The 16,562-nt window shown below is 67.8% G+C and carries 15 protein-coding genes, 1 tRNA gene and 1 pseudogene; 12 read left to right on the top strand and 5 right to left on the bottom strand.

Annotated elements, in window-relative coordinates; all coding sequences use genetic code 11:
• Nucleotides 1-6: 6 nt before the first annotated feature.
• Nucleotides 7-1,233, top strand: coding sequence for an MFS transporter (locus OHA70_RS23950; protein WP_328321270.1), 1,227 nt, complete (start codon nt 7-9; stop codon nt 1,231-1,233).
• On the opposite strand, the gene OHA70_RS23955 is transcribed toward OHA70_RS23950, so the two are convergent.
• Nucleotides 1,169-1,621 (bottom strand): Lrp/AsnC family transcriptional regulator, encoded by a 453-nt coding sequence (locus OHA70_RS23955; RefSeq protein ID WP_328321272.1) that lies wholly within the window; start codon nt 1,619-1,621, stop codon nt 1,169-1,171. The genes OHA70_RS23950 and OHA70_RS23955 overlap by 65 nt on opposite strands.
• 129 nt (nt 1,622-1,750) lie before the next feature.
• Here OHA70_RS23955 and OHA70_RS23960 point away from each other — a divergent pair, with 129 nt between their 5' ends.
• The 6 genes and pseudogenes from OHA70_RS23960 (at nt 1,751) to OHA70_RS23985 (ending at nt 4,595) form a co-directional block, all read left to right on the top strand.
• A complete protein-coding gene (locus OHA70_RS23960; protein WP_328321274.1) occupies nt 1,751-1,879 on the top strand; it encodes a hypothetical protein in 129 nt (42 codons plus the stop codon).
• Between the two features lie 79 nt (nt 1,880-1,958).
• Nucleotides 1,959-2,114: a hypothetical protein gene (locus OHA70_RS23965; protein ID WP_328321276.1), complete on the top strand. Its 156-nt coding sequence runs from the start codon at nt 1,959-1,961 to the stop codon at nt 2,112-2,114.
• 18 nt (nt 2,115-2,132) lie between these two features.
• A complete protein-coding gene (nadD, locus tag OHA70_RS23970) occupies nt 2,133-2,750 on the top strand; it encodes a nicotinate-nucleotide adenylyltransferase (RefSeq protein ID WP_328321278.1) in 618 nt (205 codons plus the stop codon).
• A gap of 10 nt (nt 2,751-2,760) precedes the next feature.
• Nucleotides 2,761-3,111, top strand: a pseudogene (rsfS, locus tag OHA70_RS23975) (ribosome silencing factor); the annotation flags it as partial.
• A gap of 146 nt (nt 3,112-3,257) precedes the next feature.
• Nucleotides 3,258-3,902 (top strand): histidine phosphatase family protein, encoded by a 645-nt coding sequence (locus tag OHA70_RS23980; protein WP_328321282.1) that lies wholly within the window; start codon nt 3,258-3,260, stop codon nt 3,900-3,902.
• A 620-nt stretch (nt 3,903-4,522) separates the two neighbouring features.
• Nucleotides 4,523-4,595: transfer RNA gene (locus OHA70_RS23985), tRNA-Ala, on the top strand.
• A gap of 327 nt (nt 4,596-4,922) precedes the next feature.
• Here the strand turns inward: OHA70_RS23985 and OHA70_RS23990 are convergent.
• On the bottom strand, nt 4,923-5,246 hold the full coding sequence (locus tag OHA70_RS23990; RefSeq protein ID WP_328321284.1) for a hypothetical protein: 324 nt from the start codon (nt 5,244-5,246) through the stop codon (nt 4,923-4,925).
• A gap of 85 nt (nt 5,247-5,331) precedes the next feature.
• Nucleotides 5,332-6,147, bottom strand: coding sequence for a hypothetical protein (locus OHA70_RS23995; RefSeq protein WP_328321285.1), 816 nt, complete (start codon nt 6,145-6,147; stop codon nt 5,332-5,334).
• 128 nt (nt 6,148-6,275) lie between these two features.
• Here OHA70_RS23995 and OHA70_RS24000 point away from each other — a divergent pair, with 128 nt between their 5' ends.
• From OHA70_RS24000 to OHA70_RS24015, 4 genes are all read left to right on the top strand, one after another.
• Nucleotides 6,276-6,626, top strand: a complete 351-nt coding sequence (locus OHA70_RS24000; RefSeq protein WP_328321286.1) for a DUF2200 domain-containing protein — start codon at nt 6,276-6,278, stop codon at nt 6,624-6,626.
• Nucleotides 6,627-6,754: 128 nt separating this feature from the next.
• Nucleotides 6,755-7,237 carry a GNAT family N-acetyltransferase gene (locus OHA70_RS24005; RefSeq protein ID WP_328321288.1) on the top strand — a complete coding sequence of 161 codons (483 nt, stop codon included), beginning with the start codon at nt 6,755-6,757 and terminating at the stop codon, nt 7,235-7,237.
• Nucleotides 7,238-7,322: 85 nt separating this feature from the next.
• Nucleotides 7,323-7,688, top strand: coding sequence for a YciI family protein (locus tag OHA70_RS24010; protein WP_328321290.1), 366 nt, complete (start codon nt 7,323-7,325; stop codon nt 7,686-7,688).
• A gap of 178 nt (nt 7,689-7,866) precedes the next feature.
• On the top strand, nt 7,867-9,345 hold the full coding sequence (locus OHA70_RS24015; protein WP_328321292.1) for an FAD-dependent monooxygenase: 1,479 nt from the start codon (nt 7,867-7,869) through the stop codon (nt 9,343-9,345).
• Here the strand turns inward: OHA70_RS24015 and OHA70_RS24020 are convergent.
• Nucleotides 9,338-12,454, bottom strand: coding sequence for a BTAD domain-containing putative transcriptional regulator (locus OHA70_RS24020; protein WP_328321294.1), 3,117 nt, complete (start codon nt 12,452-12,454; stop codon nt 9,338-9,340). The two genes, OHA70_RS24015 and OHA70_RS24020, sit on opposite strands and share 8 nt — an antisense overlap.
• A 79-nt stretch (nt 12,455-12,533) precedes the next feature.
• Nucleotides 12,534-15,245: an ATP-binding protein gene (locus tag OHA70_RS24025; protein ID WP_328321296.1), complete on the bottom strand. Its 2,712-nt coding sequence runs from the start codon at nt 15,243-15,245 to the stop codon at nt 12,534-12,536.
• A 171-nt stretch (nt 15,246-15,416) separates the two neighbouring features.
• Between OHA70_RS24025 and OHA70_RS24030 the strand changes: the two genes are divergently transcribed.
• Nucleotides 15,417-16,445, top strand: a complete 1,029-nt coding sequence (locus OHA70_RS24030) for a medium chain dehydrogenase/reductase family protein (RefSeq protein ID WP_328321298.1) — start codon at nt 15,417-15,419, stop codon at nt 16,443-16,445.
• Nucleotides 16,446-16,562: the final 117 nt, after the last annotated feature.

A 16,562-nucleotide genomic window follows, 5' to 3' on the forward strand; every position in this document is an offset into this window, starting at 1 on the left:
GGCACGATGTACTGGCGACGCGTGGCAGACCTCCCGGGGTGGCTCAAAGCGGTGATGCTCGGGCAACTCGTCAGCTCGGCGGGGTCGCTCGCGTGGATCTACTTCACGCTGTACCTGGTCGAGGACCGCGGGATGTCGCCGCAGGACGCCGGCTTTGCGGCAGCGGCGTACGGGGTGGGGCTGTTGCTCGGGAACCTGTCCGGTGGCTGGTTCGGCGACCGTTTCGGGTTGCGCGGCGCGGCCGTCGCCAGTCAGCTCACCTGGGCTCTCGCCTGCCTCGCGATGCCTGTCGTGCCTCTTGGTGGGCTAGCGGTGCTAGCGGCTGTCGCTGGTCTCTGCGGCGGTGCGAGTCGTCCCAACCTGAGCGCCCTCGTTGCGCTGGCGCTCCCCGCCGAGCGTCGGCGCGAGGGGATCGCCCTGTCGCGCTCCGCCAGCAACGCCGGCTTCGCGATCGGCCCACCACTCGGCGGGCTGCTGGCCGCTTACGACTTCAAGCTGGTCTTCGTGCTGGATGCGCTCTCCAGCGTCGTCCTCGCTGCAGTCATCTGGCGGTACGTCCCCAGCGCGACCCGGGTGGCGGCCACTGCGCGCGTATCTGGCGTCTGGCGTGCCCTACGCGCTGATAAGTCGGTCCTGGTGCTGCTCGGGTCGATCGTGGTCATCGACACCGTCTACCGGCAGCTCTACTCGACTCTGCCGCTGGTACTGCACGATGCGGGCTCACCTGCGGTCGCGTACGGAGTACTGCTCGGCCTGAGCTCGGTCGTGATCGTGCTGCTGGAGGCGCCGTTGGCCATCCGACTCCGTAACCACCATGCGTCTCGTGTCATCGCTGTCGGCTTTGCTCTGGTTGCCGCCGGCCTAGCGGCCCTGGGCGTCTGGCCCTTCCTACTGGGCGCTGGGTTGGCGGTAGCGCTCATCACCGCAGGGGAGATGCTCTACAAGCCCACTGCCACCGCCCAGGCGGTCGACGCGGCCCCGGATGGCATGACCGGCCGCTTCTCCAGCCTGTACGCCGCAGCCTCGATCTCCGGCATGACACTGGCTCCTGCGCTGGGCGGTACCACCTACCAGCACCACCCCCAGCTGCTCTACCCGCTGGCGGCTGCTCTGGCGTTGGCCGCCGCGGCAACCACTTACTTGGCCGGCCGGCGGCCCGTAGTACCGGCTATGCCTCCGGTAGAGGCGCTGGACGGGCCTCCCAGCGAGTTGAGAGCACCACGGTCGTCCTAGTGCGCACCACCCCGTTGACCCGGCGCAGGCTGCCCACTACCGCCTCGAGCTGAGTCACGTCGGCCACCCGCACCTTCACCACCAGCTCCTGATCGCCGGCGACAAACCAGCAGTCCTCCACCGCGGCGATCTCGCGAACCCCCGCGACGATCTCATCGGTCTCGACGTCGTCCCGCTGGAACAGCCCCACCAGGGCGCTGGTCCCGAGTCCGACCCGATCCGGTGCCACCACCGCGCGGTACCCGAGCAGCACACCGCGCTCCTCGAGCCGCTTCACCCGCTCCTGGACACTCGGCCCCGAGAGGCCGACCACACGGCCCAGTTCGGCCCAGCTCGATCGCCCGTTGGCGCGCAGCGCCTCGACCAGCTGCCGATCGATCGCGTCCATGCCATCCTCCGTTTACCGCAGATTCGTAGGAAGATCGACTGATCTGCCTTCAATTCGTTTGAGTCTTAGCAGTTTTCGACGTACAATTTCAACTACAGAAGCCCGTTGGTACTACCTTGTGAAGGAAACATGATCACCCCCGAAGTTGCCCGTGCCCACATCGACGAGATGCGCCGTGTCGCCGCGATCCACCAGCGCGACTTCACCGGTCCGTCCGCCTGGCGCCGGCTGCTGACCCGCTACATCCGGCACAGCTGACCCACCTCCCGCGCGACCGGCAGGGCTTCGGGCCCACCGGTCGCGCTCGCACAGGTGGGCAAGAGATAGGCTTCGCCTCATGCATGCCCTCCTCCTGCCGCTGTCCGCGGCCGCTGAAGAAGCCTCCGAGGCTTCGCACATCTCGCCGTACTGGTACGGCGGGTTCGCCCTGTTCGTCCTGGTCGTGATGCTGCTCGTCACCGTCATCATGGGCAAGGGCCGGCCGCACAGCTGAGCGGCCTGGTGAGCTGACGTGGATTCGGAGAGGGTGCGTCCTGGCCGCCGGCTAGGCGTGATGGGCGGTACGTTCGACCCGATCCACCACGGACACTTGGTGGCGGCGAGCGAAGTACAGGCGTACTTCGACCTCGACGAGGTGATCTTCGTACCGACCGGGCAACCCTGGCAGAAGCTGGACCGCGCGGTGTCGCCACCCGAGGACCGGTACCTGATGACGGTCATCGCGACCGCCTCCAACCCGCGGTTCTCGGTCAGCCGGGTCGACATCGACCGGCCCGGGCCGACGTACACGATCGACACCCTGCGCGACCTGGCCCGGCTCTATCCCGATGCGGAGCTGTTCTTCATCACCGGCGCCGACGCGCTGGCCCAGATCCTGACCTGGCGCGACGTCGACGAGATGTTCAAGCTGGCCCAGTTCGTCGGCTGTACCCGGCCCGGGTACTCGTCGCAGGAGCTGCCTTTGGACAAGCTCCCGATGGAGCGGATCACGCTGCTCGAAGTACCGGCACTGGCGATCTCGTCGACCGAGTGCCGGCAACGCGTCGCGAAGGGCAACCCGACCTGGTACCTGGTGCCCGACGGGATCGTCCAGTACATCGCCAAGCGCGACCTCTACACCAACCATTAGTTAGGGAACTATGCCTGCCACCGAACGCGCCATCGAGCTGCTCACCGCGGCCGCCGAGGCGGCCCACGACAAGAAGGCCGAGAACGTTCTCGCGTTCGACGTCTCCGAGCAGCTCGCCATCACTGACGCGTTCCTGGTCGCCTCCGCCTCCAACGACCGCCAGGTCCGCGCGATCGTCGACGCGATCGAGGAGAAGCTCCGGGTCGACTTCGACGCCAAGCCGGTACGCCGCGAAGGCGCCCGTGAGGGCCGCTGGGTGCTGCTCGACTACCTGGAGATCGTGGTCCACGTCCAGCACGACGAGGAGCGCAACTTCTACTCCCTCGAGCGGCTGTGGCGGGACTGCCCGATCATCCCGCTGCCGGGCGCGGACGGGACTATCGCAGTACCGGTGATCCCCGACCGCACCGCCGACGAGGACCCGACCCCGTCCTCCTCCGCTGACGCCGACTCTGCTGGTGCCGGCTCCGCCTCGTCCTCCGCCGCCGAGTCCTCCTCCGCGGCCGAATGACCGCGGGCAGGCTGATCGTCTGGCGCCACGGCCGGACCGAGTGGAACCTCCAGGACAAGATCCAGGGCCAGGCTGACATCCCCCTGGACGACGTCGGCATCGCCCAGGCCCGGGCCGCCGCCGCACGCCTGGCCTCCCTCGCTCCGACCCGCCTCTTCTCCAGCGACCTCCAACGCGCCGCCGCGACGGCCGGTGAGCTCGCGTCCCTCACCGGCCTCAAGGTCGAGTACGACGAAGCCCTCCGCGAAATCAACGTGGACGACTGGGCCGGCATGACCATGGACGAACTGGCAGCCATCCACCCGGAAGCAGCCGCCCGCATCCGCTCCGGCGAACCCCAACGCCGAGGCACCGCCGGCGAAACCGTCGAAGAGGTAGCCGAACGCTTCGCCCCCGCCCTAGCCCGAGCGATCGAACACGGCGAACCCTCCGACACCGTCGTAGTAGCCACGCACGGCCTGGCTGCCCGAGTAGGCATCTGCCTCTTCCTAGGCATCCCCAAAGCCCACTGGCCTGCCTTCGGAGGCCTCTCCAACTGCAACTGGGTCTCTTTGCTCCCCGGCCGCCACGGCTGGCGAATCGAAGAATGGAACGCCGGCTCCCTCCCCGAACCAGTCATGAGCGACGACCAACAACGCTAGGCAAGACCCCCACGCGTCCCGCCGCCGATCGCTCCTGCGTCGCGCCCAGCTCTGGGGCGCTCCCGCCCGCCCTTCGGTTAAAGCCGCTCCTACGTTCGCGCGACGCGACCACACCGGTGGCGGGCCGGGCGGCTCGGCAGCACCTGGTGGAGTGTTCCCCACGCGCCCGCCGCCGTCCGCTCCCATGTCGCTCTGGGCGCTCCCGCCCACCCTGCGCTCTGCGGCGCTCCTACGTCGCGCGGTGGCGCTCCTGCGTCGCGGTGGGTACCCCGGACGGGCTTGCAGCCTGCCGTGAGCGTGGACTCCCAACGCGCCGGCCAGCGACCGACCTGGCGCTGCCCCCTTCCGTGGCATGGAAGAGGTCGGCGTACGGGCCAAGCCGCGTCCGACCCGATGGAGCGCAGAGGACTCTCGGCTGCCAGACGGAGCCTCCTGGCAGTCGCCTTCGCTGCTCGAACTGCGCACCCCTGGAACCTCGGCGAACTATCACCAACCGCCCTCCCCAACCCGCTGCAAACCACCCTTCCCCGGCGTGCTCTTCCTCACCTCCCCGCCCGCTCCACCCGATTTTTCTTTGCGGCCCCCCATCCGCTAAACTTCCGGAGTCCGCAAGACACCGCGGGGCTTTGGCGCAGTTGGTAGCGCGCTTCCATGGCATGGAAGAGGTCAGGGGTTCGAATCCCCTAAGCTCCACCGCGAGTCAGAGGCCCTTTCCCGGGTAGGGAAAGGGCCTCTTTTCATGACCTCAGTGTCTAACTGAGTGACTACCGGTTCTGAGGCAACAGTCTCTCCATCGCTTCGGCTCCCTTCATCAGCACCGGCCGCAGTTCGTGGCGATAGACGATCTCCGTCACCTGCGTGCTCTTCTGGCTGACCAACAGCGAGATCTTCTCGATGAAGTGGATCTGTGGTCAGGTTGCTGGGCGCTGTCCCGTCGATGTGCCCGGCACGACTTTCTCGGGGCGAGGTCGCTGTCGAGGTAGCGCTGCGGCGCCTCGGATAAGTGCGGGCTCCTGCTGGTCAGGTGGGGTCGGTGTACGAGATTGGTTTGCCGGTGGTGCGGGCGTAGGCGATCTCTCTGCTGGTGGACTCGCCGATGTAGCCGCCGGGGTTGACGACTAGGACGCGGTCGGCCAGGTCGATCTTGCGCAGGTGGAGGGCGCCTAGCGCGGTCTGCTGCTCGTTGGTGATGAGCTCGTTTGCGTCATCATCCTCGGTACGCGGGAAGACGCCGGGCGCGACGACGATGATGCCGGCGAAGGTCAGGTCGCGGTTTGCCGCGTGCATCTCGTCCACGAACCGGGCAGAGCCACAGATGCAGACAATCTCAGGTCGGTCAGGCACGGCTCAGTCCTACGGGTCGAACGCCTGTCAGTGCGCGCGTTGAGTCACGGACAAGAACACGAGCCGACAGCTTACGCAATACGGCTTAGGGGGCGGGGGCCTTGATGCAGCCTCCGATGAAGTAGAGGAGGCCGAAGGTGACGTCTCCGCCGTCGGGGTGGGTGAGGACGTTGGCGCCGTCGTGGGTCAGGGTGTAGGCCTTCTTTCTGAGGCCGTCGGCGTAGTCCTGCCAGGCGAGGGCGTAGGAGAAGCGGCTTCGTGCGGCGCCGGCGATTGCGTTGAGGAAGATGGTTGTTGTCATGTCTTCCTGGTCCTGGATGCGGTTGAGGTAGGACAGTTGGACGGTGCCGGTGTTGAGTTGACCGGCGACGGCGTCTCGCTCGTTCTGCCGCATGTAGTACTTCCAGGCGAGTTCGCAGGCTGTTTCCTGCAGGACGTCCTTGCTGAAGTCCAGGAGGGCGTCCTTGGTCTCTTCGGTCAGCAGTTGTGTGCGCGTGGAGTCGATGAGTTGGGGGAGCTCCTGGGCGGCCGACACTCGTTGTTGCGCCATGGTGGTCGCCGCGGCGGTGGCGTCGTCGTAGAACTTGATCTGGGACCGGACTCTGGCCGCGGCCGCATTGATCTGGTTCTGAAGCTCCGGTGACACCTTGTTGATCTGATCAGGTGCCGGCAGTTCGTTGATCGTCTCGGTGAGTGACTTGTTCTGGTTGCGGAAGACGTCGTCGCCGCCTTTGAACGAACCACCCTTCAGCGGGTCGTCCAATTTATTGGCCTTGCCCAGCCATCCCTCCACGGCCGAGACCTCGGCCTTGGTGGGCTTCTGGCTGCACATGCTGAGTGGAAGCGCCGTCATCGTGAGCGTGATGAACAGCGACACCGGCTTCCTGCTGACTGAAAACACCTGAACCCACCCCTGCCCCCTGGAACTCTCCCCTTATCCGGAGAGTGATCCTCAGCCGTGCGGGCGTCCAGACCTGACGGGCGGCCGGGGGTGGATCGTTACGTTGAGCGATGGGCATACTGACGCTCGTGAAGCATCGGATTTATGGGACCAGTTTTGCGGGGGTCTATCCGCTGTACGTCGCCAAGGCGGAGCGGAAAGGGCGGACGAAGGCGGAGGTCGACGAGGTCATCCGGTGGTTGATGGGGTACAGCCAGGAGAGCCTGGAAGAGCAACTCGTCAAGCAGGTGGACTTCGAGACGTTCATTGCTGAGGCTCCAGAGTTGAATCCGTCGCGGGCGCTCGTCAAAGGGGTGGTCTGCGGGGTTCGGGTGGAGGAGATCGAGGAGCCGACGATGCGGGAGATCCGGTACCTGGACAGGTTGATCGATGAGCTGGCGCGGGGGAAAGCGATGGAGAAGATCCTTCGCCAGGGGTAGGGATCTACCATCGGGGGCATGCAGTGTTTTGCTGCCGGGCGTACCCGGTTCTGAAGGTGATGTGACGGCTCCGACGTGGCTGAAGCCCGTCGGAGGATTGTTCGTTCCTTCAGGCGGGAGAGTTGATCATGGAGTTGCGTCCTTTCGAGCAGGGTGATCTCGAGGAGATCGTTCAGCTGACCATTGATACGTTCGGTCCCTTTTACGAAGGCTCGTTTCGGGGGCTGGTGGGGGATCGGATCTTTGTTCATCAGCACGGCGACTGGGCCGGGGACTATCGGCGTACGGTGCCTGGGCTTCATGCGCCGCGGGACAACAAGTTCGTGGTGGTGGCGGAGGATTCCGGGCGGATCGTCGGGTACGTGGCCTGGGCAGTTGAGCCGGTCACGAAGCACGGGAGTGTTGAGTTGCTGGCGGTCTTGGGGGATAGCCGGCGTGAGCATGTCGGGCGGTCGCTGTGTGAGGCTGCGTTCGCGGAGATGCGTGCGGCCGGGGTCGAGGTTGTGGAGATCGGGACGGGTGGGGACGAGTTTCACGCTCCGGCCCGGGCGTTCTACGAGAGCCTTGGATTGATCAAGGTTCCGGTGGCCGTGTACTTCGGCGTGCTCTGAGGCGAGGGGTGTCGGATTTGGGGTTGGGCGTTCGTAGTACGGGTGAGAGGCGGCTGTGGGCTGCCGGGACGAAGGGTGACGCGCGATGCCGAAGTACCTGATCTCGTTCGAGAAGGGCGCGATGGACCACATCCCGGAGGGGGACTTGGGCGAGGTGGGCAAGGCTGCCCATGCGGTGTGCCAGGAGGCCAGCGACGCCGGGGTCTTCGTGTTCGGGGGTGGGCTGAGCTACGACGACGGTGATGTCGAGCATGCGGTTGTGGACGTCGACGGGTCGGTCACCGACGGGCCGTATCTGGAGGGCAAGGAGCTCATCGGCGGGTTCTGGATCGTCGACGTACCGACTCGGAAAGCGGCGCTCGAGTGGGCCGCGAAGACCGCGGTCGCCTGCCGCTGTGCACAGGACATCCGCAAGTTCGGCGGCGACCCGGAGCTGGACGAGATCGTGTAGGCAACCGTCCGGGCCGTCAGAACTTGCTCTGCCTGGGGAAGGCGGAGTGGAACTGGCGGCCCCGGGCGGGCTGGCTTCGGGCTGGCCTGGCTGAGTCAGGGGTGTGCCAGTGGTGCGAGTGCCTGGTGCAAGGGGGTGTTGTCAGGGTCGTTGTGTGACTCGACGACGGGAGATTTTGATGTATGACGTGGTGGTAGTTGGGGCCGGGCCGGTGGGGTTATTTCTTGCTTGTGAGCTGGGGCTGGCGGGGTGTTCTGTGCTGGTGCTCGAGCGGGAGGCGGATGAGGTGTCGCCTTGGCGGGCGATGCCGTTGGGGATGCGGGGGTTGTCGGCGGCGTCGGTTGAGGCGTTCTATCGGCGGGGGATGCTGGGGGAGGTGCTGGAGGCTTCTGGGCGGCCGGCGGATCTTGAGGAAGATGAGCCGTTGGCGCCTCGGCGGGTGGGGCATTTTGCGGGGATGATGCTTGATCCGGGCAAGGTCGACCTCGCCGCGCTGCCCCACAGGCTGCCCACCCCGGCGCCGGGCGGCGCGATGACCAGCCTTGAGGCGGTCGAAGGGGTGCTGGCGGAGCGGGCGGCCAAGCTGGGCGTGGAGATCAAGTACGGCGTGACGGTCGATGCGCTGACGCAGTACGAGGACAAGGTTGTCGTTGGCAACGAGTACGAGGCGCGCTGGGTTGTCGGGTGTGATGGCGGGCGGAGTGCGGTGCGCAACCTAGCGGGCTTCGAGTTCGTCGGTACGGAGCCGGAGTTCACCGGCTATGTCATGCACGCCACGGTCGCCGAGCCCGAGATGTTGAAGCCCTGGTTCAATCTGACGCCGACGGGCATGTACCTGCAGATGCCGACGACGGGGCACCTCGGGATGATGGACTTCGACGGTGGCGCGTTCGATCGCTCGCAGGAGCTGACTCGCGAGCATCTGCAGGAGGTACTGCGGCGCGTGTCGGGCACCGACGTGACGGTGAGCGAGGTGCTGCGCGCGTCGAGCTTCACCGATCGGGCGATGCAGGCGACGACGTACCGGCGAAGGCGGGTGCTGCTGGCCGGCGATGCTGCTCACATTCATTCGCCCCTGGGCGGGCAGGGGCTCAACCTCGGCCTCGGCGACGCGATGAACCTCGGCTGGAAGCTCGCAGCGACGGTCAAACAACAAGCGTCGGACGGCCTCCTCGACAGCTACACGATAGAGCGGCATCCGGTCGGCGCGCGGGTGCTCGACTGGTCGCGCGCGCAGGTGGCGACGATGGCGCCGGGATCCCAAGCGCTGCAGGGGCTGGTGCGCGAACTGCTGGAGACACGCGACGGTACGACGTACGCGTTCGAAAGGTTGTCGGGGGCATCTATCCGGTACGACCTCGACAGCGCGCAACCGCTGGTCGGCCGGGTTGCTCCGGAGTTCCGGCTCGAGGACGGCACCCGGCTCGCCGACCTGATGCATGGCGGCGAAGGCGTCCTTCTCGACTTCACCCAAGATCTGCAGGGCGCGGCAACCGACTGGGAAGGCCGGATCCGGTACTCCGGAAAGCCGGCCAAAAACGACCTAGGACTGGCCGCCGTCCTGATCCGGCCGGACGGCGTCGTCGCGTGGGCAGCAGCCAACCACGACGTCGAAGGCTTCGAGCAGGCCGCAACGCGTTGGTTCGGCGTCAGCTGACCCCGAGGACATCCTCGACCAGTCGGCGCCAGTCTGACTCCGCGCCTTCGCGCGTCACCTCGGCGAATCGGGCTTCGCCGAGGTGGCGTCGCGTGTCCTGCTCGATCCGGACCGCGTCCAATTGCGAAAGTCCCACCCGCCCGTAGACCGCGGTGCCGGCTGCGAGCAACCGGGCTGCCTGTTCGTACTCGCCGACGCGAGCAGCCAGGTCCGCCAACCCGACAAGCATCGGCCCGAGCAGGAACGCGAGTCCCACCTCTGACGCCGCCTCCCAGGCAGCCACTCGGTGAGTACGGGCCTCCTGGAGATCGTCGGCCAGGTACGCGCGCAGGTCGTGGAGCTGAGCGCGAACACTCGCCTGCGCAGCGGCATCGCCTAACAGGGTGGTAGCGAGGCTGACCTGACGGCGAGCCTCGTCCACATCGCCGGACAGGCGAGCAAGCCCGGCCTTGGCGAGCGCCAGGGCAGCCAGGGCGTACGGCCAGGTGACCCCCTCGGCGAGCCGCTCGGCCTCGACGATGGCGGCTGCGCTGGCGTCGCGATCGCCCATCAGCCAGTACAGCATCGCCTGCTGGGTCCGCGTCTCGATGACATCCTCGATGGCGCCGAGCTCGGTGAGGACCGTGACCGCCTCTTCGTAGTACCCGCAGGCACGGGCGTACTCGCCACGGGTCGCCAGTTGGGTCGCCAGCTCGGACTCTGCCAGGTAGATCCCGAACCGGTCGCCGAGGACCCGGAACTCCGCGAGCGACAACTCCACCTGGGCCTCCGCCTCCGGACCGCCCTGGCCGAAGAGGGTGCGCATCTTGCCGACCTGCCAGCGCGCCAAGGCCGCGACCCACGGGTCCTCGCTGTTCAGTTGAGCCTCGAACGCGGGCAGCGCCTCCGCCGGCGCCTCGAGCAGGCGTTCCATCGGGATCACCAGGCCCAGCATGGGGTGTTTGCTCGTACTGAGCTGGCTGAACCGGTACGCCTTGCGGATCCACTCCTCGCCCAGGTGCTCGTCGCCCTGCCCGGAGGTCACGTACAGCACCACCAGCCCGTACACCAGAGCGCGGACGTCATCGGGCACATCGCCGGGGAGCTCGACGGCCGCGAGCGCCAACTCAAGGCCTTCGCTACGGCGCCCGCCCAGCCACCAGTACCACCCGGTCGCAGCCGCGAGCCGCATTGCCGTCTGCCCGTCTCCAGCCGCGATCGCTCCCCGCAGCGCGGCGCTGAGGTTGTCGTGGTCGGCCCTGAGCAGAGAGAGCCACTCCAGTTGCTCGGCCCGACGCAGATGCGGCTCTGCGGCCTCGGCGAACTCAGTGAAATAGGTGAGATGCGCCTGTCTGGTCTGGTCCGATTCGCCAGCCTCGGCAAGCCGATCCGCGGCGTACTCCCTGATCGTCGTGAGCATCCGGTACCTCGGAGCGCCGTCGCCCACGGGGACCAGCAGCGACTTCTCGGCCAGTGAGGTGAGCAACTCCAGTACTTGATCCCGCTCGACGTCGTCACCGGAGCAGACCCGCTCGGCCGCCTCCAGGCCCGCTCCGCCCGAGAACACCGACAGCCTGCGCAGTACCGCCCGCTCGGCGTCGGTGAGCAGCTCCCAACTCCAATCGACCACCGCGCGCAACGTCTTGTGTCGCGGCAACGCAGTACGGCTTCCGCTGGTCAACAGCCGGAACCGGTCGTCGAGCCGGTTGGCAAGTTGCTCGATGGTCATCGTGCGCAGCCGGGCCGCGGCGAGTTCGATCGCGAGGGGCATCCCGTCCAGCGCCAGGCAGATCCGGACCATCAACGCCTTGGTGCGTTCGTCGGTCCCGAGGTCCTTGCGTACTGCGCCGGCCCGATCCCGCAGCAACCGAAGCGCCGGTGAAGCGTCGCTGGTACCGGTCGGCAGGGCCAGCGGCTCGACCTGCCACAACGCCTCGCCGGTGATCCCGAGCGGTTCTCGACTCGTCGCCAGGATCCGCAGGCGCGGGCATTCGCCGAGCAGCCGTCCGGCCAGCGTCGCCACCGACTCGATCACGTGCTCGCAGTTGTCCAGGATCAGCAGCAGTTCCCGATCGTTGATCGCGGCAACCAATCCGTCCACCGGGTCCGACGTCGGTGACGTACCGACCAGCGCGTCCCTGAGGCCGAGAGCGGCGAGCGCGGTCTGTGCCACGTCGCCTCCCGCACCGATCGGGGCGAACTCGATCAGCCAGATCCCGTCGGTCATGACACCGATCGTCGTCCGCGCGGTCTCCGTCGCCAGCCGGGTCTTACCCGCGCCGCCCGGCCCGATCAGCGTGGTCAGCCGGTGCTCCGCGACCAGTTCGCGCACCGCGGCGACATCGGCGTCCCGGCCGACGAAACTCGTCAGCTCGGCCCGCACATTGGTCTTCCGCGTCTGGCCCAACTCGCCGCGCAGCAGTGCGACATGGAGGGCCGAAAGCTCGGGCGAAGGATCGACGCCGAGCGCGTTGGCCAAGGCTTGTCGCGTCCGCTCGTACAGGACCAGCGCTTCGCTGTCGCGACCGGCGGCCACGAGCGCACGCATCAGCCCGGCGACCAGTCGCTCCCGGAGCGGATACGCGGCCACCGCGTCGGTCAGCTCCGGAACCAGTTCGGCGCCGTTGCCGAGCGCGACCTCGCCTTCGAACCAATCCTCCATCGCCGTCAGCCGCAGCCCGTCGAGCCGGGTCGCCGCCGCATCGAACGCCTCGCTGTCCTCCAGACCGACATCCTGGAAGGCCGCACCCCGCCATAAGGCAAGGGCCTCGCGCAACAGCCGTACCTGCCGCGGACCCTTCTCGGTGCGCGCCTGGCTGACGAGGCGTTCGAACTCCAGGGCATCGACCGCCTCGGGTTTCACCGTCAACCGGTAGCCGCCCGTTTGCCCTTTGACCGCCCCTTCCGGCAGCACCTTCCGCAGCCGGGAAACCAAGCGCTGCAAGGCATTCGCTGCCTCGGCCGGCGGTTGCTCACCCCAGATCCAGTCGACCAGCGTCGCCTTCGGGACCGTACGCCCTGCCTCCAGTGCAAGCGCGATCAGCAACGCTCGCAGCCGGGCACCCGGTACGTCGGCCAGGCGCCCATCGCCCGCCCGAACCTCGAATGACCCCAGTATCCCGATCTGCACCCGACAGATCTTGCCATCTGACCGGCCCGACCCGCCGACCCGTGCCTCCCACCGGCAGGTCAGTCGGCGAACCGTGGTGTCAGAACGAGAGATCGCGGAGCTGGCGGCGCGAGGTCAGGTCGAGTTTGCGGTAGATGTTGCGGAGGTGGGCGTCGATCGTGCGCGGGCTGAGGAAGAGGGTGGCGGCGACTTCCTTGGAGGTCGCGCCGCCGGCGACCTTGGCGGCGATCAGGCGTTCCTGAGCGGTGAGCTGATCCAGCTGGTTGACCCCGTCACGGCGTGGGCGTTGACCGGTCGCGGCGAGTTCGCGAGCTGCTCGCTCGGCGAATCCGTTGGCGCCCATCTCGGCGAGCCGTTCGTGCGCGGCCTGGAGTTCCACCCTTGCCTCGGCGCGACGGGACTCGCGGCGTAGCCATTCGCCGTACAGGAGTCGTGCGCGGGCATGTTGAGCCCGTACTTCGGTCTGCGCGAGCAGATCAATTGCCTCCCGGAACCGGCTGTCCGTGCTCGCCGACGACGGATCGAGCAGCGCCTGCGCGAGAAGGTGTGAAGCGACGGCCCACGGTGTCGGGTTGGTGCGGGCCAGTGCGTCGATTCGCTCCAACGCAACGGCTGCGTCCTCGGGGCGGCCGGCTCGGGCGGCGGCCTCGACGAGTTCCGCGTCGAGGGTCCACACGACGTACGAACCGCGTTGCTGTTCTTGCTGGGCGGTGAGCCCGGCCTTGAGCGCGGCTGGATAGTCGCCGAGGCCGTTGCGCAGTACTGCGGTGGCGTAGAGCTCGGCGACGATCTCATCCCGGCCGACGCGCTCGTGCATGCCGGCCAACAGTTCTTGGAACTGGTCCGCCTCGCCACGCCAGGCAGCGAGGATGAATTCGGCGAAGGCCAGGTTGACGGTGCCTGCAGCCTCGTCGACGGCGCGTGCCTCTTCCAGATCGGCAGCCGCTGCGTCGAACCGGCCGAGCATCGTCTGGCCGATGGCATGGAACTTCAACGCCTGCGGCAGTACCGCGAAAGCCGATTGCCGGCGAGCCAGTTCGACCTGCCGACTGGAGACCTCATCCATCGCCTCGGCGTCGCACAGGTCGATCGCCATCATGCAGATGAGCTCCATCCACCAAGGGCTGGTGAACTCCGTCGTACGGAACGCGTCCACCGCAAGGCGCATCGTCGGTACCGCCTTCTCGGCCGGCAGCATGGCCTGGTCGAGTAACGCGTCCAGCAGCCGGTCGACCGGGCGTGGTTGCTCTGGCGTCGGTACCTGGTCACGGATGCGGGTGCCGAGCTGACGCAGCCGCCCGGGCAGGCGGTCGAGGAACATGGCGGAGGAGAAGGCTTCGAGGTAGGTCTCCCTGGCCTTGTCCGGTTCGAGATCGGCGGCGGCGCTGACGAGTGCCGCGGTGGCCTCGGGGCTGCGGTCGACGTGGAGGTCGATCAATGCCTTTTGGAGCCGGGCGTCGGCTTGGTGGGCTGGCTCGAGGGGGCGGCGCTCGGCGTGGGTGAGCAGCTCGCGGGCCTCGGGGAAGGCACCCAATCGCATCCTGAGCCGGGCTGCGGCTAGGAGGCGGCCGCCCTGGTCGGCGGCGTCGGGGGTCAGTTGCGCGGCACGTTCGAGGAATGCGGATGCGGCTGCGAGGTCGCCGCGTCGTTGCGTTCGCTCTGCCGATTGGGTCAGTTCGGCGGCGACGTCCTCGTCGGTGTCGATGACGGCGTGCGCTCGGTGCCACGCGCGCCGGTCGGGATCGAGCTGGCGATCGGTCGCTTCGGCGAGTGCTGCGTGCAGGTTTCTGCGGGTGCCCGGAGTTGCTGCCTGGTACGCCGCTGCGCGGACGAGCGGGTGGCGAAAACGTAGCCGTGGACCGAGTACCACCAGGCCGTCGTCCTCCGCGTCGGCCAGGGCGGCGGGGTCGAGGTTGAGCAGTTTGGCGGCTCGGCGCAGCAGGCCTAGGTCGCCGACCGGCTCGGCGGCCGCTAGCGCGACGAGGGATTGAGTTGCCGGTGGCAACCGTAGTACGCGGCGGGTGAACTCGTTCGCCAGGACGTCGACGACGCTGTCCCGCGGCCGGTCGTCGCGGTCGGCGGGCAATGCCATCGGGCCGTCGTCGTGCCCGAACTCCAGCAGTGCAAGCGGGTTGCCGCGGGCCTCGGCGAGGATCCGATCGAGTACTTCGCTGTCGACGCCGGCTCGCGTGGACGACTGCAGCAGGGTCAGCGCGTCGTTCTCGTCGAGACCGGCGAGCTGGAGTCGGGGGAGCTCGGGGAACGCGGCGGTCGGCCCGGTGGCTAGGGGGCCGCTCTCGCGGACCGCGAGGACTATGGCGAGCTGTTCGGAGGCGATGCGGCGGGCGACGAAAGTGAGGACTTGGCGGGTACCGGCGTCGATCCACTGGACGTCGTCGATCACGCAGCAGACCGGCTGGCGGCGGGCGACTTCGCAGAGCAGGCCGAGGACCGAGACGCCGACCATCAGGGGACTCGGCGTGGTGCCGTCGCCGAGTCCGAAGACTGATTCGAGTGCCCGTTGCTGCACGGCGGGAAGTTCGGCGCGGTGCTCGATCACCGATGCGCAGAGCTGGTGCAGGGCGGCGTACGGGAGATCGCGCTCGAACTCGGTGCCGTCCGCGCGGAGGATCAGCCAGCCGTCGAGCCCGTCGGTCACGGCTTCGATCAGCGAGGACTTGCCGATTCCCGCCTCGCCGACCACGACGATGGCTCCGCCGCGACCGTCGGCGGCCGCCTGGGTCACCTCGCCGATCGCCTGCAGTTCCGCCTGCCGGGCCACGAACTGCATCGAGTCGGCTCTCCTCGGTAGTCGTCTTACGTCTGCGCTGGGCGCCATCGTAGGTCAGCGGCCGAGCTACCTACGTACGCGATCTACGTAGTTTTCGCCGACGCGCCACTTGCCCTCGCCACGGCATCGTCTTACTCGTCAGCACGACACTTTGGACGAAGGGACAGCGAGATGATCACCGAGGTAGAGCTGCCGGGAATCGTCGAACCGGACGGCCTGCGGCTGCGTCAGCGGGAGGTCCCGCAGCTCGCGGCCGGCCAGGCGCTGGTCCGGATGGAGGCGACCGGGGTCTCGTTCGCCGAGCAGCAGATGCGCCGCGGCCGGTACTACGATCAGCCGCCGTTCCCGTTCGTACCGGGGTACGACGTCGTCGGGGTGATCGAGGCGCTCGGGGACTCTGCGGCCGCCGGGTTCGCCGTCGGGCAGCGGGTCGCCGCTTTGACCAAGGTCGGGGGATGGGCGGATCGGCTGGTACTCAACACAGCCGACCTGGTCCCGGTACCGGATGGTGTCGGTGCTGAGGAGGCCGAGGCGCTGATCGTCAACGGCGTGACGGCCTGGCGAATGCTCCGGATCGCTGGGGTCGAGCGCGGCGACACCGTCGTCGTCCTGGGTGCGAACGGCGGCGTGGGATCGCTCCTGGTGCAGTTCGCCCGGTACCTCGGTGCGCAGGTCATCGGGACCGCTTCCGGGCGTCATCTGCCGTACGTGCGTGAGCTCGGCGCGATCCCCGTTGATCGGCAGCAGGACACCGTCGCCGCGGTCAAAGCGATCGCGCCGGACGGAGTGGACGCGGTCTTCGATCACGTCGGTGGTACCGGGATCCGGAACTCGTGGTCGATGCTCGGACGCGGCGGATACCTCGTGTCGTACGGGACCGCTGCTACTCGTGACCAGCAGGGCAACGCCAAGCTGCCCGTGCTCGCGCTGATCGGCCGACTGGTCACCTGGAACCTGCTGCCCAATGGCAGGTCCGCCACCTTCTTCAACCTCTGGGCCGGCAAGGCGCGACGTCCCGAGCGCCACCAGGCCGAGCTGCGAGCCGATCTGGAAGCCGTCTTCGGACTGCTTGCCGCAGGTGAGATCACCGCTCGCATCGCGCGTGCCTTCCCGCTGTCGGACGTAGCCGACGCCGTCCGCTACGCCGAATCCGGCGCCGCCGCCGGCAAGGTCGTCCTGGTCCCCGACACACTCTCCTGACCCCGTCCTCCACAGCTCCGTCAGTTCGGTCTGCCTGCCGGCCCCTTCACGCCGCCCGCCATGGGCTGAACCCCCAACCACAGCGCGACTTCGGCAGTACCGTCGCAGAAGTCACAC

This window comes from Kribbella sp. NBC_00382, from assembly GCF_036067295.1.
Classification (GTDB): Bacteria; Actinomycetota; Actinomycetes; order Propionibacteriales; family Kribbellaceae; genus Kribbella.